Here is a 23111-nt window from a genome sequence, read left to right as displayed (position 1 = left end):
AGAGTAGACATGTTATTCGATACCATCATAAAAAATATAGAGGTGTTCGATGGCTCTGGTGAAGAGGCATTTTTCGCCGATGTTGCAATCCGCGATAACCGTATCGAAAAGATAGGTAAACTCGATCTGGAAGAGTGCAGTCATGTCATTGAAGGTCATGGCCTTGCATTAGCACCGGGTTTTATTGATGTTCATACTCATGATGATACTAACGTTATTCGTTACCCAGAGTGCTTACCAAAGATTAGCCAAGGTGTAACGACCGTTATCGTGGGGAATTGTGGCATTAGTGCTTCACCTGCGGTATTGGAAACCGCGCCACCAGATCCAATGAACCTGCTTGGTGAGCAAAAAGATTTTAAATACCCCTCGTTTATCGCGTATGCGGAAGCGGTGGAGAAAGCAAAACCCGCAGTCAATGTTGCAGCGTTAGTTGGCCACACTACCTTACGAAACCAAGTAATGGATCGCTTAGACAGAACCGCTACTGACGGTGAAATTGCGCAGATGCAATCGTCGCTAACCAAAGCGATGGAGCAAGGTGCATTAGGTTTAAGTTCTGGTCTTGCTTATGCGAGTGCTAAACAAGCCACGGCAAATGAAGTTATGCAGTTGTCTGAGGTTTTAGCTGAACATGGTGGTATCTACACGACTCACATGCGTACTGAATTTGAAGAAATCATCAGTGCGATGGACGAAGCGTTCGAAACCGGAAAACACGCTCGCGTTCCTGTTGTTATCTCACACCTAAAATGTGCGGGCGCAGGTAACTGGGGTAGAACGGTAGAGGTGATTGATCACTTAGAAACCGCGTCAAAGCATCAAGATGTTTCGTGTGATTGTTACCCGTATTCAGCGAGCTCATCAACATTAGATTTGAAGCAGGTTACTGATGAAATTGATATTTTCATTACATGGTCTGAAACCTTGCCACAATATGCGGGCAAGATGCTTAAAGATATTGCTGCTGATATGGAGTTGCCATTAATCGATGCAGCGAAAGCGTTGCAACCTGCAGGTGCTGTTTATCACTGCATGGATGAAAATGATGTGAAGCGTGTGTTGAAATACAAACTCACAATGGTTGGCTCTGATGGTCTTCCTAATGATCCTCATCCGCACCCTCGTTTGTGGGGAACTTTCCCTAAAGTACTAGGGCACTACAGTCGAGATGAAAAACTATTTTCCATGTCGGAGGCCATTCACAAAATGACAGGGCTATCGGCGAAACGTTACAACTTAGCGCAACGTGGAACTATTAAAGAGGGAGCTTATGCTGATTTGGTTATATTTAATCCAAATACGGTTAAAGATACCGCAACTTTTGAAAATCCTATATCAGCTTCACAGGGTATAGAATATGTTTTTGTAAATGGTGAGCTGTCATATTATAAAGGGGCAGTGCAGAGCAAACGGTCTGGTGTATTTATATTTAATAACAATTAAACAAATACATATCCAATATTAATTTAACAATGAATAATCTTTGATTATTTTAACTGGAGTAGAAAAATGTCAATTAAACGTTATGGTGTAGAAGGCGGTACTGGTACAGGTGGTCAACATCTACCATTTGCAAGAGCAACTGAAGCTGCTGGTTTCTTGTATGTATCAGGTCAAACACCAATGACAGATGGCGAAGTAGTTGAGGGCGGCATTGTTGACCAATCTCGCCTAGCGATTCAAAACTGCGTAGATATTATGACTGAGTGTGGCTATGAACTTGAAGATGTAATGCACGTTAAAGTAGTGCTAACGGATTCTCGTTACTTCCAATCTTTCAACAAAGTATTTAAAGAGTTTTTTGGAGCAAACCCTCCTGCTCGTATCTGTATGGTTTGTGATTTAGTTGTTGATGTGAAAGTTGAAGTTGATGTTACTTGTTACCGCAAAGACCGTGCATAATAAGTAATAGATAAAGATCCAATATAGATATTAGGTGTCAATGCAATAATATAAGAAATTGTAAATGTTGCGCCTAATATCTAATTCCCTACAAATATAATCGAAAAGAAATATTAAATATAAAGTTATTGTTGATTATATTACTCAATAAATAAACGAATGATAAATTCGTATATTGGAGATCTGCACAATGGATAGTTCGTTATTTCTTACATGTTTTGGCCTGTATGTCTGTTTTCTTATTTGGTTAGGTTGGTTCGTGTCTCGAAACCAAAAATCAGGTGAAGACTTTTTACTTGGTGGGCGTGGCCTACCTATGTTCTTAGTACTAGGTACTACTGTTGCAACCATGGTCGGTACTGGCTCAAGTATGGGCGCGGTTGGTTTTGGTTACGCAAACGGTTGGGCGGGTGCTTTATACGGCATCGGTGGTGCAATCGGTATTTTATTACTCGCGCTTTGGTTTGCTCCAGTTCGTAAGCTCAACTTCATGACCATGAGTGAAGAGCTTGCGTATTATGTTGGCGCGAACAAGATCGTTAAAAACGTTGTTGGCCTACTTATCTTCATCGCTTCTATCGGTTGGTTAGGTGCTCACATTCTAGGTGGTGGTATGTACCTAGCGTGGATTGCTGATATTGACCTTAATCTAGCAAAAATCATTATCGCAGCAGCATTTACGATTTATGTAGTGATTGGTGGTTACACAGCCGTAGTATGGACAGATACGATTCAAGCAGTCATCCTTTTTGCAGGTTTCATTTTAATGGCTGTTATGTCGGTGGATTACATCGGTGGTTTAGACAATCTTTACGCAGCGATGGACCCAGCGGCAACAAGTTTCTTAGCGATTGAAAAACTAGGCATCATCCCAGCAGTATCACTGGCTGTGGTTATCGGTGTCGGTGTACTAGCAACGCCTTCATTCCGTCAGCGTATTTACTCGGGTAAAGACGTATCAACTATTCGTCGCTCGTTTGTTGCTTCAGGTATTCTTTACCTATTCTTCTCAATCATTCCTGCAATCATCGGTATGGCTGCGCATGCGATTGACCCTACGCTTGATAACCCGAACTTCTCATTCCCTTACATCGCAGCCACTATTTTACCTGTCGGTGTTGGCATGATTGTTCTAATTGCCGGTCTATCTGCAACAATGTCTAGTGCAAGTTCAGACGCAATTGCTGGTGTTTCAATCTTACTTCGTGATGTCTACGTGATGTTTACTGGTCGAGTGCCGAACAAAGAGTCAATGTTGAACTACTCTCGCTTAGCGTTGGTTGTTGTTATCGGCTTCGCACTAATATTCGCTCTAACATCTAACGATATCATTGGCTACATCACTAAGATGATTTCAACAGTTATGTCTGGCATGTTTGTTTGTGGAATGTTGGGTAAATTCTGGAGCCGTTATAACTGGCAAGGTGCTATTGCAACATTAGCGGGTGCTTCAATCGCTTCATTCACAGTAATGCTAAGCTCTGACTTCACGGCTTTCTGGGGTAACCCTGTAATCCCGTCTTGCTTAACGGCTCTAACTGCTGGTGTGATTGTTAGTTTGCTAACGCCTGCGAACGAAGTAACACCTGAAATGGCAAAAGCTATTCTAGATGATGAACGTGCACTAATGGAGATGAGCACATCTGATAAAGGGCAACTTGATAAAGATGACGCATCATCAAACCGCCCAGCCGTTCAAAATAGCTAATAACTATTAATATTGAGGCTCGATTCAGAGCCTCATACTCCCTTCAATAAAGCGAATAAGAATAAGGTTCAAAATGGTTAATCAGACGACATCAAATCAACTTAAAATCGCCTTTTTTGGTGAGTGTATGGTCGAACTAAGTGGTTCACCGATTCGCAAAGCTTTTGGTGGCGATACGTTAAACACTGCACTTTATCTTTCTCGCCTTACGGCTAATCAAGCGGTATCAGTATCGTACGCAACAGGGTTAGGGGTTGATGAGTTATCAAAAGAGATGATTCAACAATGGCAACAAGAAGGCATTGATACCAACCTTGTGACTCAGTTTGAAGACAAACTACCAGGCTTATATATGGTAGAGGTTGACGATACTGGCGAGCGTCAATTTCTTTACTGGCGCGATAATGCTGCGGTGAAATCATACTTTAGCGGTCAGCAAGTTAGCGCTCTAGAAACAGAAATGCAGACTAAGAGCATCGATGTGATTTACCTGAGTGGCATTAGCTTTGCTATTTTGGATATCGTATCTCGTCAGCACCTTCTGACTCTTATTGAACAGTTTGCTCAACGTGGTGGCAAGGTGGTTTTTGACAATAATTACAGACCTCAACTTTGGTCGGTTACTGATGCAAAGTATTGGTACGGTAAGTTACTTCCATTTGTTGATATTGCACTAATCACTGAAGATGACGACGTGTTGGTTTGGGGTGAAGAAGAGAGTGTAGAACATCGATGCTTGCGTCTTGGCTGTAAAGAGATTGTTATTAAGCGTGGATGTGAACCTTGTAAGCTTGTACTTAATAACGCTGATGGCCTTGCTGAGCATTATGTATCTGCTGAGAAAGTAACAAACGTCGTGGATACCTGCGCTGCCGGTGACTCTTTTGCAGCTGGCTATCTAGCAGCAAGACTGACGGGTAGCAGTGCCATTGAATCAGCAGAGCTAGGTCATAAAATGGCGTCGATTGTGATTCAACATCCCGGAGCTATTATTCCGCGCTCTGCCATGGATGCTTTAGTAAGATAAAAGACGGGTTAAATAAAAAGGCTGATTAAGTAAGCGCTAGCTCATCCGTTTCAATGTTAAGCAAGATAATGAAAAATAAGTGGTAAATTTATGTCTCAAGAAATGATCAATCAACTTAAGCAATACAAAGTGATCCCTGTTATTCAAATCAACAAGGTTGAACACGCTGTTCCGCTAGCGAAAGTGCTAGTAGAAAATGGTTTACCCGTAGCTGAAGTCACATTCAGAACCGATGCAGCGGCAGAAGCTATTCGTCAAATGCGTGAAGCGTATCCTGAAATGTGTATCGGAGCGGGTACTGTATTAAATGCTCAACAAGTTGATCAAGCAAAAGAGGCGGGATCAGAGTTTGTGGTTTCTCCTGGTCTAAACCCGAATACTGTTCGTTACTGCCAAGAAGTAAACATGCCTATCGTACCAGGTGTAAATAACCCAAGCCAAGTGGAACAAGCGCTAGAGCTAGGTCTTAACTTTTTGAAGTTCTTCCCAGCAGAAGCTTCTGGCGGCATCAGTATGGTGAAGTCTTTGCTTGCACCTTATGTTGACGTTAGCTTTATGCCAACGGGTGGTATTGGTAAGAACAACGTCAATGATTATCTTGGTATTGACCGCATTGTTTGTTGTGGAGGTACGTGGATGGTTTCCCCTGCGTTGATTGAAAGTGAACAGTGGGATGAGATCGGTCGTTTGGTCCGTGAAGCGGTTGAACTCGTAAAATAACACTCCAAAACCCTATCTGCCGTATTAGTTTATTATTCATATTAATACGGCATTAAATATAAATACTAAAAATGTGCTTTGAAGAGTAGGGATACTCACACCATAAAGAATGGATTCTACGATATTTAAATAATTACCCCCAATTAATAATAATGATTATATAAGTAGTGAATCATGAAAAAAATATTACCTGTTTCTTTATTAGTACTTCTTCCAATTACAGCAACTGCTGGTGGTTATGTCGATCTTCGTACCGAGCACCGTACTACAACAGATCAATATAACAGCCGTTTTATCATCGGAAATCACTTTGACAATGGTTACGGATTGGAAACGTTAACCAATATTCGTCACGCAGCGGGTGCATACGATGAGACCCGAGTAATCAATACTGAGTTTACTCACTATTACACTCATGCAATCAACGATAATTTTATGCTGAATCCAGGTTTGGTGATGAACTTTCAAGGCTCCAACACTTTTTTAATGCCTTACCTAAAGCTGAATTATAACTTTGATAACGGTTTGTTTGTACACGGTCGCTACCGTTACGATTTCTCGACGGAAGCGTTAGAGAATGATTACGGTAATGAAGAGACAGCTAAGCGTCACCGTTATGATATCTGGACAGGATACAACACAGACAGCTACCAAATCTCTTACGCATTTACTTACTTTGATCAGATTACTCACCACACCAATGAGCTGGCGACTGGTGATCTTCATGCACGCGAGCACACAGTAAAAGCGGTCTATAAATGGAAATCAAACATCCGTCCGTATGCTGAAGTTGTCGATGCCGATACCATAGCCTCAGAAAATGATAAAACCGATTGGCGTTTCCGTTTAGGTGTGAATTTCTCTTTCTAAATTAATGAAATATTTAAATTGTGATTTAAGTCTATAAATGCAATGTATCTAAATTAAATATGTAAAAATTATATATTATAGGAATAAATAAAATGAAAAAAACGATATTGTCTTTATTAATATCAAGCTCAATGGTTTCTCCTATGGCATTAGCAATGGCACCAAATACAGATTTAAACCTTATGCCTTATCCACAAACTGTGGAATTAAAAAAAGGTCAGGTAACAGTTGATAGTGAATTTAAAGTCTTTATTAAAGGCTTTAATTCAGACCGTGTTGAATATACGGCAAAACGTTTTATTGACCGTCTTGAAAGACAAACAGGTGTCCCTACACTGAATTGGCAGGCTGAGAATGAAAAAGAAGCCAATTTAGTTATCGACATTAACCGTGCTCCTAAGACAGAAGTTCAAAATATCGAATCAGACGAGTCTTACCGCATCACTACTCGCGGAGACCGCATTGTACTCACTTCTGAAAGCCCATACGGAGCGATTCGCGGTATTGAAACCATTCTCCAGCTTGTCCAGTCAACGTCGACGGGTTACCACATTCCTGCGGTAAGCATCGTTGATGAGCCTCGTTTCCAATGGCGTGGTGTGTCTTACGATACTTCTCGTCACTTCATCGAATTTGACGTTTTGATTCGTCAGCTAGATGCAATGGCCTCGGCGAAAATGAACGTCTTCCACTGGCATTTCTGGGATGACCAAGGTATCCGCATTAAGACTGATTCGTGGACACGCTTATGGTCTGAAAGCTCTGATGGCAACTATTACACCAAAGATCAGGTTCGTTACCTTGTTGAGTACGCACGTAACCTCGGTATTCGTGTGATTCCTGAAGTCTCGTTACCTGGTCACTCTTCTGCGGTTGCTGTTGCTTACCCTCATCTTATGTCGGGTGGCGAAGGTCAATCTTACGAGCAAGAGCGTGAATGGGGTGTATTTGAGCCATTAATGGACCCGCTAAACCCTGAACTGTATGACATGCTGGGTGATGTGTTTGACGAAGTTGTCGCTCTTTTCCCTGATGAGTATTTCCACATTGGCGGTGATGAGCCAAATTACTCACAATGGATCAACAGTGAAAAGCACCAAGCTTTCATTGAAGAGAATAATATCGATGGAGAGCGTGGCTTACAGTCTTACCTAAACGTTAAAGTTGAAAAGATGCTTGAAGAGCGCGGTAAGAAGATGACTGGTTGGGATGAAATTTGGCACAAAGATCTGCCAACTTCAATTGTAATCCAAAGCTGGCAAGGTCACGACAGTATTGGCCGTGCAGCGAAAGAAGGTTACCAAGGTATTCTATCGACAGGTTACTACCTAGATCAGCCTCAACCAACCAGCTACCACTACCGTAATGATCCGATTCCAAAAGGGATCACGGTAGATGATTCCCTTCATGCTGGTGAGAGCTTTGTTAGCTACCAGTGGGAAAAGCCGCGCACTAAGGGTGGCCCACGTAAGGGACTACTTACTATCATTGAAGCGAAAGATGGTACGCCACGTGCGTTTGTAGACTACAACGGCAAATCTCGTGAAGAAGTGTTCATTAAAGAGTATCAGGCTGGCAAGTCTCTAGTCGCTTACTTTGATAACTTCATGTCATATACAGAGTTTAATTTAAACTTAGATCAAAATGGATTTAGCGAAGGTAGTTACCAGCTTATTGGTAATGTTCGTTGGCCAACGACAGCGGAAATCGTTGCAAGCAGCTCAATGGAAGGCAGTGTTATCCCTGAGCCAAATGGCGGTTACCCAGCAGAGCTTACTGAGAAAGAGAAAGAGCTTATTCTTGGTGGTGAAATCACTATGTGGCTAGAAAATAAAGACACGCACACAGTAGAGCAGTACCTATGGCCACGTAGCTACGCGATTGCTGAGCGTTTATGGTCAGATGCTTCATTGACTGATGAAGAGAGCATGTACCAACGTATGAGCGTAATGGATACTTGGTCTGAGGTTTCAGTAGGTCTTCGTCATCATGCTGACGCTGATATGCTATTGAAGCGCCTTGCTAAAGGACAGAACATTCAATCACTTCAAGCGTTAGCAAAATACATTGAGCCAGCTCAGTACTATGCTCGTAACTGGGAGAAGTGGATTTCTACGGAGAATCATGGCGATCTTTACAATCAGCATGAACGTCTAAACCGTTTTGTCGATGCGCTAGTGGTAGAAAGCTACGCGGTGTATGACATGGACAAATTGGTCAGCGATTTTGCTGCAGGAAACAGTGCTTCATTGGTTGAATTAGAAACTCACTACCAAAATGTTCGTCAAGCTGCTGTTGCATCGAAACCAATTTTTGCTGACCACATCGCGTCGGTTGACAGCGTTGTGATTGCAGAGAAAGCGGAGCTGATTGCTGATTTAGGCTTAACGCTGATTGAGAAAGCAAAACAAGGTGAGACAATTCGATCTGAAGATGCACAGGCTTACTTAGCTGTGATCAGTGAGTCTGCAAAAATCTACGACGAAGCGATTGTAGCGATTGTTCGCCCAACGGAAGCGTTAGTGCGTCATTTGACTAAATAGTCACAATTCAAAGTAACAAAAAGGCCGCTAGAACTCGGAAACGGGTACTAGCGGCAAATCAACGAGAAGTACTAACTCATCCATGAATTGTTAGTGGTTAAAGACTATCAATTACAGGGTGAGCTTTTTTATTATTGTAGTTGTGGAGGCTTAATTTATTTGCGTGCTCAACTTACTATTGTTCGTACTCAACTTATTATAATGAAGCAGGATACGTCTTGTAGCGAACACCCATCATCTGTTCCATACAGTGAACAACTTGGCAGCTGTAGCCAAATTCGTTGTCATACCAAATGTAAACAACACAGCGGTTATCTTGTGCAATGGTGGCAACGCCATCAACAATACCTGCATGACGCGATCCTACGATGTCGCTAGATACCACTTCCGTTGAGTCTGTGTAATCAATTTGTGCTGAAAGCGGTGATGTAAGGGCCATTTCACGTAAGTAAGTGTTCAGCTCCTCTTTCTCTGTATTTGACTCAAGGTTTAGGTTTGCAATTGCCATGGACACGTTTGGTGTAGGCACTCGAATCGCATTACCGGTTAGCTTACCTTCAAGCTCTGGTAGTGCTTTAGAGACCGCTTTAGCAGCACCAGTCGAAGTAAGCACCATGTTCAATGAAGCACTACGTCCACGGCGATCGCCTGAGTGGAAGTTATCAATTAGATTCTGATCATTGGTAAATGAGTGAACAGTTTCGATATGACCAGAGATAATGCCATATTTATCGTTAATTGCCTTTAACGTAGGAGTGATTGCATTCGTCGTGCAGCTAGCCGCAGAGATAATTTTATCTTCAGGAAGAATATCGTTCTCATTCACGCCAAAAACAACGTTTTTAATCGTATCTTTACCTGGAGCGGTAAGTAGGACCTTCTCTGCACCTTCACAAGCTAAGTGTTGGCTGAGGCCTTCGGTGTCTCTCCATGCACCCGTATTATCAACCACTAACGCATTACTAATGCCGTAATCGTTGTAATTGATCTCTTCAGGCTTATTGGCGTAGATAAACTGAATGTAGTTACCGTTGGCAATGATGGCTTTACGTTCTTCGTCAACAATGATGCTGCCGTTAAATTGCCCGTGAACAGAGTCGCGACGCAATAAGCTCGCACGTTTTTCTAAATCACCTTTCTTACCACCACGAACAACAACGGCGCTCAGGCGAAGTGGGTAACCCGGTCCGCTCTTTTCTACCAATAGGCGAGTCAGTAGGCGACCGATTCGACCAAACCCATATAGAACCACATCACGAGGCTCTGAGATTGTCTTGCCATCCATCGCTTTTAATAACGCAGTATGAAGAAAATCGTTCAATGCGTGTGTGTCGTCGTGATCTTTCCAGTATTGCTGAGCAAGCTGACCAACATCGATTCGGCTAGGAGATAGCTCCATGGCGACGAGGCATTGAATAATAGGGAAGGTTTGTTGAGGAGTCAGTTGTTGGTTAGTAAAGTGGCGAGAAAGTCTATGAGCCTTGATGATATCGATAGTGTCTGCGTTGACGAGGGTTTTGCCAAAGAGGATAACTTCGACCCCTTTCTCTCGATATAACTGACCTAACAAAGGGGAAGTAGATTCTGCAATCGTTTGGCTAGTCTGCCAATCAAGAAGGTGCTTCTCAGCGTTCTGTTTTGCTAAAGGCATGGTAGTGGGGGACCTTTTCGTTATTTGAGCTTATGTTATTGGAATGTACGCATAGATTTTTAAACCTTGAGTACATAACTAACGGCTCTCTTTGGGGGAAGATGAACAGCTAGTATTATTGTTGTAATTATTATGGGGCAGGATTGTAAATGCCAATGCGTTATTCTGCTAGGAAAAATAACCGCGAGATATTCGACTGGTATTGGGTTGATTTCAGGAGTTTAGTGCCAACATTAGCGGTCTAATAGCTAATTGACTTTTTAAAATAGCGCGACTTAATTTTAGATGATATCGCTCTGTAGCACGGTTTTAATGAATCTATTTCATTCAATTAAATATTTTTGCGATCTAGATCGTTTAAACAACTTAAAAAGTAAACGACATGCCAATAGAAACGATATTTGCTGAGTGTTCGTAAGAAGATGTCATTTGCAGCTCGGTGAAATGACTATTGATCATTTCTTTTCGGCCTACAATGTATTGCCATTCGACGTTCAGGTTGAGTTGACGTGTGATGTTGTATTTAGTTCCAATCAGGTATGACTCACTTTTTAAATTACTACGTTGCTGCCCATACTGAATATATGGCTGCCAGTCACCTAATGGATAATCTAACCCTGCATACCAGTTTGCATCAAAATCATCGGCAAATAAGATTTCAGTTTGGAAGTGAAGTAAGTCTAAGTAGTAACTCATTCCTAGCGTTAATAAGTCGATATTATATTGGCTCGTGCCAATAGGCTGAGGGGCAGTTAAAGTAAGATCGGTACGTATATAGGTAAGTTTGAATTCATTCTCGTTGTAGTAAATTTGAGAGCTAATTCCGCCACTATGTCCTGTCTCTATGTGACTTTCTAACCCATAAAGCACCTGTGTGCTGTTTGAAGATGATGTATAAAACGGAGTTATAATCAGTTGCACTTCATCTGAGAGATCGACATTCCAATCTAGCCTTGCACCATCAAAATGTGTAATGCCTAAGTCAAAAGAATAGACATCAATAGGTAGGCGAAGCCAAGGATAGGCTGAGGATACGTAATAGACCTCAGAATACATATAAAGTGGCAGTCTTAATCTGCCGACTTTGATTTGATAATTGTTATTCGCATACTCAACAAAGGCTTGTTCAAGCTCAGGGCTAGAGAATTCATCCTGTGGGCGTTTTACTACTTGCGCCGAAGCTCGCCAAAGGTCAGTGAAATCAACATCAAGCTGCAAGCCGAGTGTAGTATCACAATCAAAACACCAATCCTCGGTGATCTCTCGGTTACCAATGACTGGGGTTTGTGTATCAACTTTGGCGGCGGACACAGTACCAAAACCACTCAATCGAATAGAGTCTGTTAGGTTAAGCTGCGCAGCGGAAAAAGGCGCATATAATAACAATAATAATGTATACCAAGCCTTCATATTCTAGCCTTAATTATCTGTTTTATAGAGAATATTCATATCAATCGTAACGTTGCCAATCGGTAAGTAGGCGATGCCGTTTTTGTGTTTTTTGAGCCATTGAATAATATCTAACGGGCTCTCTGACGCGAGTTCAAAAGGCGCTTTGGCCTTTCCTGAGAAAATTTGCCTAGCCCAGATGGCATTCATTTGAGAAGGGTTTTTTCCTAAAACCTTTTTGTAGAACTCTTCGCGTTGTTCTGAAACAGAGGGTAAGTCTACTAACCGCATGCGTGTGCCATTTATTGAGGTAAGCCGTCCCCGATAAAGCATCTTAACTTGGCTAGTTCTTAGTGAAGGGAAGTCGTGATTAAGCGAGACAACGGCATATTCATTGGCTATTGAATGAAAGGAAATCAAATAGAGAACAAATAGGCAGACAAATCGACTCAAGAACACTCCTTTGAAACTGAATCTGATGAAAATATGTTAAAAGTCTTATATGCAACGCAATATTGACTACTATTAAACATAGGCTAGGAACTGATAGTTTCAAGGAAAATAACTACATGCTTTTAACAAAATTGTCGATAAAACTTAGGCTTATCGTTTTATGTTTAGTCCCGTTGGTGATTATTATAGGCTTCTCATACTCGTCAATTGGTATGATTCAGGGGCGGCTACACAGCTATACAATAACGACAGAGAAAGTCGAATCCCTCGAACTACTGTCCGGTATTAGCAATAAAATTTACCAATTACTTACCTCAAAGTTACAGCAAGATACAGCTACATCTGCGATGAAACTTAAAGAGATTGATTCAGAGCTAGACACACTCGCTTCTATTGCTCATACCGGTGAACATAGTCACCACGGCATGCAAAGCAGTAACTTAGTTATTCTTCAGATCGAAGATTTAAAGTACCTAGTTCAGGATCTTGAACAATCGGCTAATGATGAAATGATTGATTTGGGCAATCTGATATTTGAAGTGGTTTACGAGCTTAATAGTGAACTACACAAAGCCAATAGCCATGCATCCTCATTAAGTATTCATGAACTAGAGTTAGTGTTTAGTGACTTAAACTGGTTTTTATTTTGGATGCAACGAGAAGCTTGGCTTGTACAGGCAATCGCTTATCAAAATTTGTCATACGCAGATTATCGTCATGATTATTTCCAAGTGTTTGAGCGTCAGCAATTCTATTTAGATAAATTCATAACTGGTGCCGATAGTGGACAATTAAAATCATTGGTTTCTCTTTTTGCTCGAAAAGAGTTTACTCAAGGCAGTATGGTTAAGGAGAAAGCACTAAACGATCAAATAACTGCCAGTGGGCTAAAAGGATATATCAGTAATATTGAACAACGACATAGTTTGGTTAAACAGCAAATTTCCATGTTTACTGATTTATTGTCTTCTAATTTAGAAATCAGTGTTAAGTCGGCCAAGCGACAGATATTGGCGATCTCATTAGCTGGGCTTGTTTTTGTGGTGTTTATGTTCTTTTGGGGTACAAGTACCCTTTACCGAATTAACACTAAGCTTAAGAGAATATTGACAACAATGGGGTCAATTGGTCAATCAAAAGTTGATTTGATTGTTACGGATGGAAACGATGAGTTTACCCGATTTGCTCATGGGTTAAATAGAATTATTGCTGAGCAAAAAGAGCACGAGCAAAAGCTAATTCAGGCAAAAGAAGCAGCCGTTTCAGCTAATAGGGCCAAAAGTGCATTTCTGGCGAACATGTCACATGAGATTCGTACCCCTCTTAATGGCATCATAGGCATGACGGAAATTTTGTCTGAAAGCCACCTAAATACAAGCCAAAAAGATGTCCTTGATGATATCGATACATCATCTCAATCACTCCTTGTTCTTCTTAATGATATTTTGGATTTATCGAAAATTGAGTCTGGTAATTTGGTGTTATCACCAAATGACATTGATATTAAAGAAGTTGTGTATGAATCGGTTAATATGATGACCGGAAAATCAATCAGTCAATTGGTCGAACTTGCCATCGAAATCGATGAGAACATTCCTGCTCGAGTTCAAGTTGATGAATTTAGATTAAAGCAGATCTTGATGAATCTACTATCTAATGCCGTAAAATTCACAACTCGCGGATTGGTGACCACCAAGCTGAATATTTTTATGGAAGGCGAACAATCATTTATAAAAATTAGAGTGATTGATACAGGTGTTGGCATCGATAAATCGAAACTTAACACGATCTTTAATCCATTTACTCAAGAAGATGGAAGTATTACCAGGAAGTACGGTGGTACGGGGCTTGGTTTAGCAATATGTTGTCAACTTATCGAATTAATGAAAGGAACATTAACGGTAGAATCAACGAAAGGGCTTGGTAGTAGCTTTGAATGTAAGATCCCCATTACGGTATCGGAAACTCAGCCAGAACCACAAAATATTGGGTTACGTGCATTATTAGTATCTAACAGCTCAAACTACGCTGATATGATCAGCCGAGAATGTCAGCAATATGGAGTCGCTGTTACTCATTACCTCGATGTTGAAAAGTGTAAGGCAGATATAACACCTTATGAGTTGATCCTTTATTGTAAGTCGGGGGATGCAAGTGCTCATCAAGACGTTACAAAACTAAGAGATCAATTCCCTACGGCAGAAATAATAGCTTGCCAACATCACCTTCATATCTCTCCAGATCTTGCTGCTTTAGTCACGGCCAGTATAACGCTACCCATCCTGGGGCGTCGATTCGCTAATACGTTATCTAAATGTGCCAGTAACCGTACGTCGGCTTCTGCTACGCTGATTGAAGCCGCTTCTATGTCACAACCACCGTATATAGGTAATCGTGTATTAGTGGTTGAAGACAATTTAATGAACCAGAAGATCGCGAGCTTTTTCTTAGACAAAATAGGAATGGAATACAGTATTGCGAGTAACGGTTTAGAGGCAGTAGAAGCTATAACGAGAGGTGAAACGTTTACTGCAATTTTAATGGACTGCATGATGCCTGTGATGGATGGACTGACCGCAACTAAAAAAATCAGGGAGTGGGAGGTTAAAAATAGTAAAGCTAAGATGCCAATTATTGCACTCACCGCGAGTGTATTAGATGAAGAGATTGCGAGTTGCTTTGATGCTGGTATGGATGCCTATTTGCCCAAACCATATAAATCACAGCAATTGTTCGATATTTTTACTCAGTTGAAGCTTGCGTAGATTTAGCACTAAGCACTAAGCACTAAGCAGTAAACACTAAGCGAAAAATGAAAAAGTCTCGTTTAAGGCACTAACCTTGAACGAGACTTTATTATTTGAAGTGATAAATAGCGTATTTAATATAGCTACTTCAGCGAATCTAACGGAAGCCAATTCACCTTAACGCCTGCTTGCAAGAACATATCTTGGCTTATCTTAATCTTGTCGCCCCAACGTGATAAAAAGTCTTCTGTCTGCTCCGGGCAATGAACCGCAGACATACCTGTTTGAATGATCTTTGCTGCACAATTCGGGCAAGGAAAGTGGGTCACCCATACTTCACATCCATCAAGGTCTCGTTTTGCGAAAAGAATGGCATTCTCTTCTGCATGCAGAGTCTTCAAATACTTCATATCACGGTCATCCGTATCTGCACTATCAGAGATACCATGAGGGTAACCATTAAATCCAACAGAGACGATGCGATTGTTTTTCGTAATCACGGCACCAACTTGAGTTGATGGGTCTTTACTCCAAGAGCCGACCAGTTCAGCCATTTGAAAAAAACGTTGTGACCATTTTGAGACCATTGAAGCTCCTTAATTGAAAATCTAATTGGTGACGTCTGTGACCAGTATATCGTCTTAATGATGCTATTCATCTAGTAATTTAAGTGAATATCGTATCATCCGATGACAATCTTGTATGCAAAATGACCAATTGAAAGAAACACTTTACCTAGGGTTTTCTAGTTTAGCGATTAGGCTTGTGCGAGATCTCTTACAATGCTGTGAGATTATAGAAGCATCGTACGAAGATAACTGCAGTGCTGTAACTTTAAGTTATTGTTATTATTGGGTATGTATATTATTTGCACTATTTGGATGGCGCGATTTGTGTAATACGATAATTGCCCGAGAGTAGGGATAAGCGTATTCTAACCATGTTGTCAGCAGGGAGCAGACACGGAACAGGAAAGACCCAAGGATTGGTCATCTTCAGGACGAAGATATGATTATTCAGGATGAGTAATCAGCAAGGATTGCAAAGGACATTAGCTGGATGCTAGTAACTTGGATGGTTACCGGATAGGTTAATGGACGCTTAAAGGAATAAGATAAATCTTTATCAGGATGATGAAGTTAGGACACTACTCAAGGATTGGGTGATGTGAGTTAGCGAGGATAGCTAACGGGCAGGATTGCCAAGGACACCGCTAGGATGGCGATGATAAGGAAAGCGCTGAAGGAATCAGCCTACTATCAAGGATTCGATGCAGGGAGCATCATTTGTAGCCGGATTGCTGCGAGTAAGAACAGAAAACCCACTAAGTGAAAGCTTAGTGGGTTTTTTCTTTTATTATTCTGAAAAATTCCTATCATCAGAAAGTGTTCAAATCCGACAAAATTTCATATCAAATCACTTTTATTTCACAGAATATTGAATCTAGCTCACCCTATTAATTTGAATATTTATAGTAGACTGGAGCTATAAGCTCTTCTAACTAAATAAAAATTAAGGGAATGAATGGATTTTAATATCGGATGCTATAGCGATGGTCTTGAGTCTAGTGAGGGAATGCTTCGTGTGGAGTTAAACCAGAACACTGGTAAATTGATACACAAGCATGTGATGCTACAAACTAAAAATCCTTCTTATGTTACAGCGACAGCACAAGCCGTTTATACCGCCAATGAAGTAGAGAAAGCCTGCCCACCACAATTACATACGTTGATTGGTTCTACACTACATACCATTGACTTAATTGGTGACTCTCCTTGCCACTTAGCGATAGACAAGCAGCAGCAATTCATTGCGATTGCTCATTATGGTTCAGGGAACGTTAATATTTGTACCCTTGATACTAATGGACAGCCACAAGAGTTAGTTGCGGATCTTTTTGTTGATGGTAGCAGCGTTAATCTCGATAGACAGACGTCTCCTCATGCTCACCAAGTTACTTTTCTTTCAACTCGTGATCAGTTAGCGGTTGTTGATCTTGGCGCTGACGTGATTCACTTTTATCAATACGACCGTTCCACCCTCACGTTTAATGCCACGCCAGTTCAAAGTGTAGCGATGCCTACGGGTAATGGTCCTCGTCATATGGTGTTTAATGCTTTAGAGCAAACCGCATATGTGGTGTGTGAGCTTTCAGAGACCCTAATTACATTAAAAGATATTGATGATGAATGGCTAGTCGTTGATGAAACCGACTTGCTGCCTGAACAAGAAAAAGGTGAAGCGGCATCTGCGATAAAGTTATCACCTGATGAACAGTTCCTTTACGTATCGTGTCGTCATCAGAATCAGATCTCGATATTTTCAGTTGATGGGTCGCTGCCTAAGTGGCAAGAATCTGTATCAAGTGAAGGGGAGTTTCCTAGAGACTTTGCTATTAGTAGTGATGGCTTATGGTGCGTGGTGGCAAATCAGAACTCCAACTCGTTGGTGAGTTACAAGCGAAACGTTGAAACAGGATCGTTAACGTTTAGCGGGAGTACTTTAGAAGCAGTTATGCCAGTTTGTGTCTGTCAGTCGAACTAGACTAGACCGCTGACTTAGAGAATCAGTCCATAGATAGCAAAAGAGAGCGATAATTCGCTCTCTTTTTAATTTACAGTACGCCCGACTAGCGTTGTTCTTGTTTACGCTTAATCTCTAGGTTCGCGCTTATGCTTAGGCACGTAGTTTAAAATTGAAATCGGTACTTCTTTGCTTGGTTTGAATCCTTCAATCTCACGACGCTCGATTAAATGGCCTAAACGGCTTTCAATCATGCACAAGTTCTTAAAATTGTCTCGTGACACAAATGAGATCGCCTCACCTTTAGCGCCCGCACGGCCCGTACGACCAATTCGGTGAACATACTCATCTGCTGGGAATGGAATGTCGTAGTTCAACACTCGAGTGAGGTTTTCAATATCGATACCACGAGCAGCAACGCCTGTAGCGACTAAGAACTTGATGTTGCCATCTTTAAAGTCAGTAAGCAGTTGAGAACGAACGTCTTGGCTTCGTCCACTGTGGAACGACTCTGCAGGAATGCCACGCTTTTCAAGTTGTGATACAAGCTTGGCTGCGCCTTTCTTCGTTTCAATAAAGATTAGGGCTTGGTCCCAATCGTTCTCTTGGATTAGGTGGCTCAGTAGCGCAGATTTTTTATCTTTATCAACGGTAATCAACCACTGCTCAATACTGTCTTTTGATGCGCTGTGCTTAGCAATAGAAATTTCAGCTGGGCTATCAATTGCTGTTCTAGCAAGCTCACGAACAGGATTAGACAATGTCGCAGAGAACAGTAAGTTTTGAATGTTTTGAGGCAGGCGAGCAATGATCTTATTGATGTCTTCAATAAAGCCCATGTCGAGCATTCTATCTGCTTCATCAAGAACAAATGTTTCCACTTCTTCAAAGTGAACTGCGTGTTGACCGTACAGATCCAATAGACGACCTGGAGTTGCAACTAGAACATCAATGCCATCAATCAGTAATTGCTTCTGAGGCTTTTCGCTCACGCCACCGTAGATTGCTGTTGAGGTTAGGTTAAGGTGCTTACCATATTCGGTAATGCTGTTATTAACCTGAATCGCCAGTTCGCGAGTCGGTGTCAGGATCAACGCACGGATGCGTTTCTTACGCTGTGTTTCACCTTTACTCAGCATTTCTAGAATAGGTAATACGAAACTTGCTGTTTTACCAGTACCAGTTTGAGCCGCAGCAATCAGGTTTTGCCCTGATAGAACAAGCGGGATCGCCTTTTGTTGAATCTCGGTTGGTTTGTCGTAACCCAGTTCATTGATGGCTTGTAGAAGTGGATCGCTTAATCCTAATTTAGAAAATGGCATTGATTGTCTCGGTATAAGTAATTGGTATAGATAAAAGAGCTAACTCGATTTTTAGCAATCTAGCTTTTGGCAAAACAGCTAAGCCGCGCAGTGTAACACGCGTGTATGGCATTCCAAGTGCTTTCAGCCAATGGAGCTAGAACTGAACTATTGTTTCGCCTTATGCAGCAGCGCATCAACGGAAGCCTTTTTGGTTTTACTGATTGTTTTCATAAACGAAAAACTGGCTTCATCGGAAGTCACCGATTCAACATCATTCACCATAGAAAGCCACAATTTGGCGGTCATTTCTGAATCGGCTAACGCTCTGTGAAAAACGCCGTCATTTTCTATTTGGCGATGCTTAACCAGCTCACCCAGCTTATGGCTTGGAGCGTCTTGAATTAACCGTCTTGCGACTAATAAAGAGCAAACAAACTCACCGTTGTAATCTCGATTGATTAACTCTAGCTCGGCATCAAGAAATCGTTTATCGAACGAAGCGTTGTGCGCGACCAAATGGCTGTCTTGAATAAAATCGCAAAACTCATTCATGACTTGAGCGTTACTAGGCGCTTGCGTCAACATGTTATTGGTAATGCCAGTATAGTTTTCAATAAAACTGCTTACGCGAAATCCTGGGTTCATCAGTTGCTGGAAGCTATCGACAACCTGACCGTTTTCAAGCTTCACCGCACCAATTTCAATGGCTCTATCTCCCATGTTTGGTGATAAGCCTGTGGTTTCGAAATCGAGAATAATAATGGATTTAGCGGAGGTGGGGATCATTAGACGCCTGTCGTTATTTAGAAAATGAAATTTCATGAATTCGGTGCGAATTATAGCAAGGATCGCATCGCTTAAACTAGCGTTTTACTTACTTAGCATTTCTGAATAGATTGAAGGTAGATACCCTTAGGTAAGGCAATGGAATGAAAAGGAAATTTGATATTATTGGTGCGCCGTTTAATCTTCTGGGCTGCCACCCTACAACAGAAAACACGGTAGATGGACTCAGAGAACTTAATGAACAGAGTTGGATTGGACTAACTGACTGGATCCATGTTCGTAACACGCGTTGGGGGGCAGATATTAAGGATGTAGGAGATATCATTGCGTCTTCGGAAGTCATAGAGCTCATTGACCAAGATAGTAAAGAGCAAGCACTAGCCACTTATTGTCGTCAACTCCAACAGCGTATCGAACGTAGTTTAAATGATGGGCGTGTTCCTATCACCGTTGGTGGTGATCATTCTATTGCTTTAGGAACGGTGCAAGCCATGCTAACTCACTACCAACAAAAGCAGGGAGAAAAGGTCGCCGTTGTTTGGGTCGATGCTCATGCTGACTGCAATGATAGCTTGGCGAGTCATTTACACGGTAAGCCGCTTGCGTTGCTAATGGATCGCTATCCACACCACAATTGGCATGTGGCCCCAGACATCACCTTATCTTCAAGTGATGTTTATTATGTCGCTGTCCGTGATTTAATGCCCAATGAGCATCAACTGATAGAGTCATTGGGCATCACTAACTACAATATGCAGCAGATAGACGAACGAGGATTCTCTGTGGTGCTCCGTGAGCTAATGATTAAATTAGAACGAGAGTATGACCGAATCTATTTATCGTTTGATTATGATGCTTTGGACGGCTCAATCTTTCGTGCAGTTGGTTCGCCTAATGTTGGTGGTTTAACGGCAAGAGAAGCTTTAACTTTGGTACATACGCTGGCACAGAGTCCAAAATTTGTTGGTGCGGATTTTGTCGAATACCTACCTAGCTTAGACAAAGATGGCGTATCCAAAGAGTTGATGGTTAAGTTAATTGATGCTGTGTGGGGCTATAGAACTTAGTTGGTGTATCAGGGAGTAAGATAATGCCAGCTAGTATTGAGAAATAAATGCGCTGAAAACCAGTATATTGATGAGCAAACAGAGTGATGAGAAATATGACTAAAGAACAAATCTATTTACAGCTGTTTCACCGTGAATCAATTAGTTCTCCAGCAATAGACGTTGATGCTGTCGATCGCCAATGGTTAGAGAGAGAAGAGTATGAGCAATGGCTAGGGACTAAAAGCGATATTCAGAAAAATGAAGTGCTCGAATCTCTTTGGATTAAATCCTGTACAGGTGGCTATATTACAGAGCTGAATCTTAAATCTGATGGAACGTTAGATGAGTTCAAACTGTTCGATCGTTTACATACCACAGGGGAATGGGTGCTGGTGGATGGAATGCTCACAATTTCGATTGTAAAAGGCGATAACCGTTATCAATTCAATGTGATTGGGTCGAGCGAAAACAGCATTTACTCCGCTATTGAGTATAAAAACGGCGAGCTACACTCATACCTTAAGGTTATGCCAACAAGGGTTAGATGATATTGGGTGTAAGTTTTATTCATTAAATTTATTAAATTCATTGAGCTTATTGAAAGTGTTAAATTCATTGGTAAATCGATGCTGGTTAGAAAAATCAGAATAATATTCATGCTATCTTCGCCTCTAAATTAAGTTATGGAAGTCTTAAGGAAAAGAGTCAATGTTAGCCAATCGATTTACCCTACAGTCACGATTGATATTTGTGATTTTATTACCCTGCTTAGCATTAATCATCGTCGGCTTAGCCAGTTTCAACAGCATGTCGAAAATCCATAATCAGTCCGAACAACTCTACTTAAATACCTCAGCGCCAATGCGTTCAATGGCGGAGGTGGCGTCTCGGATCCCTCGTATGAGAGTGGGCATTGATATGATGTTACTGCAAGATCAAGACACCTTATTACGTGATGAAAAGGGGGTGCTAACGAGAGTTAAAGAGACGCGTGTAGAAGATATTCCAGAGATGCGTCAAGCCATTGAACACGCGGTGAATGCTCAAGTTGATCCACAAAACAAGAAAGAAGTAGAGCGATTATTAAGTAGCTTTGAGTTGATGGTTCAAACTGAGCTTAACCCTATGTTAGTAGCATTTGAAGCGGGGGATATGGATGCGGCTCGTCAGGTTTATCGATATAAATACGCAAAGACCTATGGCGTTTTACGTAAACACGCGAATGCAATTTTAGACTCGCTTCTTTTGCAGGCTGAGCAGCAGAATCAAATTAGCCAACAGCAATACCAATCGGGTAGAGATGCCATGATTGCCATTATTGCTATCGCGATGCTTCTCTCTTTCTTCACGTCAGCCTCTATGGTTATCAGTCTTAAAAAGCGTGTCGCCTTTCTGCAGCAGGCGATTGCGACTGCCGCAGAGAAAATGGCATTGGATACTCGTATCGATTTGAAAGGAAAAGACGAGTTAACGGCAATCAGTAATAGCTTTAATGCTTTTATTGAAAAGATTCATCAGTCAATTAAAGAGGTCGCTAAAAGCTCGAATGAATTAGCGACCACGGCAAATGAAGTATCTGAACGCGCTCAGCTGACGCAAAATAACTGCGCCTCCCAGCGAGATAGTACGGTACAGGTTGCCACTGCAATACATGAGCTTGGTGCAACGGTGAGTGAAATCGCCAATAACGCCGCTCAAGCTGCGGGTGTTGCAAAGCAGGCAACCAATCAAGCTGAGAGTGGGCGAGGAGTGGTTAACGAAGCGCGTGAGCAAATTACCGAATTAACCGATGATCTTGATCAAGCGACGCAAGTCGTTGTATCACTGGCGGGCCAAGTAGAAGACATCAGTTCGATACTAGACACTATTCGAAGTATTTCAGAGCAAACCAATCTGCTTGCACTTAATGCTGCAATAGAAGCAGCCCGTGCAGGTCAACAGGGCAGAGGCTTTGCAGTTGTGGCAGATGAAGTCCGAAACCTAGCGAGTCGCTCTGCAAGCTCTACTGAAGAGATTCAAGGTGTTATTAATCGGCTACAAAGTGAATCTAATCGAGCAGTTAGTGCGATGTCTCAAGGTAAAGAGCAGAGCTTATTAGTGGTTGAGCACGCAGATAACGCTAATCGTTCACTTCATCAGATCAGTACTCATATTGATCACATAAGCGATCAAAACATTCAGGTAGCGACGGCCACAGAAGAGCAATCAAGTGCGGTGCATGAAATTAACCGCAATATTGAAGGAATAAATCAATCGACGGTTGAAACGGCGGAAGTGGCAGAATATCTGACAACGAGTAGTGTTCATTTAAAACAATTATCAACTCAGCTAGACACATTGGTAAGTCAATTTAGATTGTGACACTTTTGACCCATCCACTTTTTCGTTAGTAAAAGGGAGAGTTTAAAGCTCTCCTTTTCCTCAACATCCCCATTA

The 23111-nt window shown here is 41.6% G+C and carries 18 protein-coding genes; 12 read left to right on the top strand and 6 right to left on the bottom strand.

The window, feature by feature from the left end:
- Window positions 1–9: 9 nt before the first annotated feature.
- The 7 genes from L4C54_RS07545 (at window position 10) to L4C54_RS07515 (ending at window position 8773) form a co-directional block, all read left to right on the top strand.
- On the top strand, window positions 10–1446 hold the full coding sequence (locus tag L4C54_RS07545) for an N-acyl-D-amino-acid deacylase family protein (RefSeq protein ID WP_428807687.1): 1437 nt from the start codon (window positions 10–12) through the stop codon (window positions 1444–1446).
- Window positions 1447–1512: 66 nt separating this feature from the next.
- Entirely contained in the window at window positions 1513–1905 is a 393-nt protein-coding gene (locus L4C54_RS07540) for a RidA family protein (protein ID WP_428799817.1), read from the top strand.
- A gap of 190 nt (window positions 1906–2095) precedes the next feature.
- A complete protein-coding gene (locus L4C54_RS07535; RefSeq protein WP_428799818.1) occupies window positions 2096–3613 on the top strand; it encodes a sodium:solute symporter family protein in 1518 nt (505 codons plus the stop codon).
- 73 nt (window positions 3614–3686) lie between these two features.
- On the top strand, window positions 3687–4640 hold the full coding sequence (locus L4C54_RS07530; protein WP_428807686.1) for a sugar kinase: 954 nt from the start codon (window positions 3687–3689) through the stop codon (window positions 4638–4640).
- A 90-nt stretch (window positions 4641–4730) separates the two neighbouring features.
- On the top strand, window positions 4731–5360 hold the full coding sequence (locus L4C54_RS07525; protein WP_428799820.1) for a bifunctional 4-hydroxy-2-oxoglutarate aldolase/2-dehydro-3-deoxy-phosphogluconate aldolase: 630 nt from the start codon (window positions 4731–4733) through the stop codon (window positions 5358–5360).
- A 174-nt stretch (window positions 5361–5534) separates the two neighbouring features.
- Window positions 5535–6230 carry an oligogalacturonate-specific porin KdgM family protein gene (locus L4C54_RS07520; RefSeq protein ID WP_428807685.1) on the top strand — a complete coding sequence of 232 codons (696 nt, stop codon included), beginning with the start codon at window positions 5535–5537 and terminating at the stop codon, window positions 6228–6230.
- A 92-nt stretch (window positions 6231–6322) separates the two neighbouring features.
- Window positions 6323–8773: a family 20 glycosylhydrolase gene (locus L4C54_RS07515; protein WP_428807684.1), complete on the top strand. Its 2451-nt coding sequence runs from the start codon at window positions 6323–6325 to the stop codon at window positions 8771–8773.
- A gap of 196 nt (window positions 8774–8969) precedes the next feature.
- Here L4C54_RS07515 and L4C54_RS07510 read toward each other — a convergent pair whose 3' ends face one another.
- The 3 genes from L4C54_RS07510 to L4C54_RS07500 form a co-directional block, all read right to left on the bottom strand.
- Window positions 8970–10424 (bottom strand): glyceraldehyde-3-phosphate dehydrogenase, encoded by a 1455-nt coding sequence (locus tag L4C54_RS07510; RefSeq protein ID WP_428807683.1) that lies wholly within the window; start codon window positions 10422–10424, stop codon window positions 8970–8972.
- A gap of 366 nt (window positions 10425–10790) precedes the next feature.
- On the bottom strand, window positions 10791–11834 hold the full coding sequence (locus L4C54_RS07505) for a porin (RefSeq protein ID WP_428799824.1): 1044 nt from the start codon (window positions 11832–11834) through the stop codon (window positions 10791–10793).
- A 9-nt stretch (window positions 11835–11843) separates the two neighbouring features.
- On the bottom strand, window positions 11844–12266 hold the full coding sequence (locus L4C54_RS07500) for a hypothetical protein (protein ID WP_428807682.1): 423 nt from the start codon (window positions 12264–12266) through the stop codon (window positions 11844–11846).
- Between the two features lie 116 nt (window positions 12267–12382).
- On the opposite strand from L4C54_RS07500, the gene L4C54_RS07495 reads away from it, so the two are divergent.
- A complete protein-coding gene (locus L4C54_RS07495) occupies window positions 12383–15031 on the top strand; it encodes a hybrid sensor histidine kinase/response regulator (RefSeq protein ID WP_428807681.1) in 2649 nt (882 codons plus the stop codon).
- 125 nt (window positions 15032–15156) lie between these two features.
- Here L4C54_RS07495 and L4C54_RS07490 read toward each other — a convergent pair whose 3' ends face one another.
- Window positions 15157–15600, bottom strand: coding sequence for a dCMP deaminase family protein (locus L4C54_RS07490; RefSeq protein ID WP_428807680.1), 444 nt, complete (start codon window positions 15598–15600; stop codon window positions 15157–15159).
- A gap of 937 nt (window positions 15601–16537) precedes the next feature.
- Between L4C54_RS07490 and L4C54_RS07485 the strand changes: the two genes are divergently transcribed.
- Window positions 16538–17557, top strand: a complete 1020-nt coding sequence (locus tag L4C54_RS07485) for a lactonase family protein (RefSeq protein WP_428807679.1) — start codon at window positions 16538–16540, stop codon at window positions 17555–17557.
- Between the two features lie 107 nt (window positions 17558–17664).
- Here L4C54_RS07485 and L4C54_RS07480 read toward each other — a convergent pair whose 3' ends face one another.
- Together L4C54_RS07480 and L4C54_RS07475 are read right to left on the bottom strand one after the other, a co-directional pair.
- On the bottom strand, window positions 17665–18858 hold the full coding sequence (locus L4C54_RS07480) for a DEAD/DEAH box helicase (RefSeq protein WP_428807678.1): 1194 nt from the start codon (window positions 18856–18858) through the stop codon (window positions 17665–17667).
- A gap of 147 nt (window positions 18859–19005) precedes the next feature.
- On the bottom strand, window positions 19006–19626 hold the full coding sequence (locus tag L4C54_RS07475; protein ID WP_428807677.1) for a 3'-5' exonuclease: 621 nt from the start codon (window positions 19624–19626) through the stop codon (window positions 19006–19008).
- Between the two features lie 143 nt (window positions 19627–19769).
- Here L4C54_RS07475 and L4C54_RS07470 point away from each other — a divergent pair, with 143 nt between their 5' ends.
- The 3 genes from L4C54_RS07470 (at window position 19770) to L4C54_RS07460 (ending at window position 23036) form a co-directional block, all read left to right on the top strand.
- Window positions 19770–20693, top strand: a complete 924-nt coding sequence (locus tag L4C54_RS07470) for an arginase family protein (protein WP_428807676.1) — start codon at window positions 19770–19772, stop codon at window positions 20691–20693.
- Window positions 20694–20788: 95 nt separating this feature from the next.
- Window positions 20789–21223, top strand: coding sequence for a hypothetical protein (locus L4C54_RS07465; RefSeq protein WP_428807675.1), 435 nt, complete (start codon window positions 20789–20791; stop codon window positions 21221–21223).
- A 160-nt stretch (window positions 21224–21383) separates the two neighbouring features.
- Window positions 21384–23036, top strand: a complete 1653-nt coding sequence (locus L4C54_RS07460; protein ID WP_428807674.1) for a methyl-accepting chemotaxis protein — start codon at window positions 21384–21386, stop codon at window positions 23034–23036.
- Window positions 23037–23111 lie beyond the last annotated feature (75 nt).

This window comes from Vibrio lamellibrachiae (genome assembly GCF_050337265.1).
In the GTDB taxonomy this organism is placed as follows: Bacteria; Pseudomonadota; Gammaproteobacteria; order Enterobacterales; family Vibrionaceae; genus Vibrio; species Vibrio kyushuensis.
The sequence above is the reverse complement of the archived record's forward strand: the minus strand, read 5'-3'. Positions and strand labels throughout refer to the sequence as shown.

Coding starts and splice junctions, on each gene's coding strand:
- L4C54_RS07545 (WP_428807687.1), top strand. CDS start 10: ATGTTATTCGATACCATCATAAAAAATATAGAGGTGTTCGATGGCTCT.
- L4C54_RS07540 (WP_428799817.1), top strand. CDS start 1,513: ATGTCAATTAAACGTTATGGTGTAGAAGGCGGTACTGGTACAGGTGGT.
- L4C54_RS07535 (WP_428799818.1), top strand. CDS start 2,096: ATGGATAGTTCGTTATTTCTTACATGTTTTGGCCTGTATGTCTGTTTT.
- L4C54_RS07530 (WP_428807686.1), top strand. CDS start 3,687: ATGGTTAATCAGACGACATCAAATCAACTTAAAATCGCCTTTTTTGGT.
- L4C54_RS07525 (WP_428799820.1), top strand. CDS start 4,731: ATGTCTCAAGAAATGATCAATCAACTTAAGCAATACAAAGTGATCCCT.
- L4C54_RS07520 (WP_428807685.1), top strand. CDS start 5,535: ATGAAAAAAATATTACCTGTTTCTTTATTAGTACTTCTTCCAATTACA.
- L4C54_RS07515 (WP_428807684.1), top strand. CDS start 6,323: ATGAAAAAAACGATATTGTCTTTATTAATATCAAGCTCAATGGTTTCT.
- L4C54_RS07510 (WP_428807683.1), bottom strand. CDS start 10,424: ATGCCTTTAGCAAAACAGAACGCTGAGAAGCACCTTCTTGATTGGCAG.
- L4C54_RS07505 (WP_428799824.1), bottom strand. CDS start 11,834: ATGAAGGCTTGGTATACATTATTATTGTTATTATATGCGCCTTTTTCC.
- L4C54_RS07495 (WP_428807681.1), top strand. CDS start 12,383: ATGCTTTTAACAAAATTGTCGATAAAACTTAGGCTTATCGTTTTATGT.
- L4C54_RS07490 (WP_428807680.1), bottom strand. CDS start 15,600: ATGGTCTCAAAATGGTCACAACGTTTTTTTCAAATGGCTGAACTGGTC.
- L4C54_RS07485 (WP_428807679.1), top strand. CDS start 16,538: ATGGATTTTAATATCGGATGCTATAGCGATGGTCTTGAGTCTAGTGAG.
- L4C54_RS07480 (WP_428807678.1), bottom strand. CDS start 18,858: ATGCCATTTTCTAAATTAGGATTAAGCGATCCACTTCTACAAGCCATC.
- L4C54_RS07475 (WP_428807677.1), bottom strand. CDS start 19,626: ATGATCCCCACCTCCGCTAAATCCATTATTATTCTCGATTTCGAAACC.
- L4C54_RS07470 (WP_428807676.1), top strand. CDS start 19,770: ATGAAAAGGAAATTTGATATTATTGGTGCGCCGTTTAATCTTCTGGGC.
- L4C54_RS07465 (WP_428807675.1), top strand. CDS start 20,789: ATGACTAAAGAACAAATCTATTTACAGCTGTTTCACCGTGAATCAATT.
- L4C54_RS07460 (WP_428807674.1), top strand. CDS start 21,384: ATGTTAGCCAATCGATTTACCCTACAGTCACGATTGATATTTGTGATT.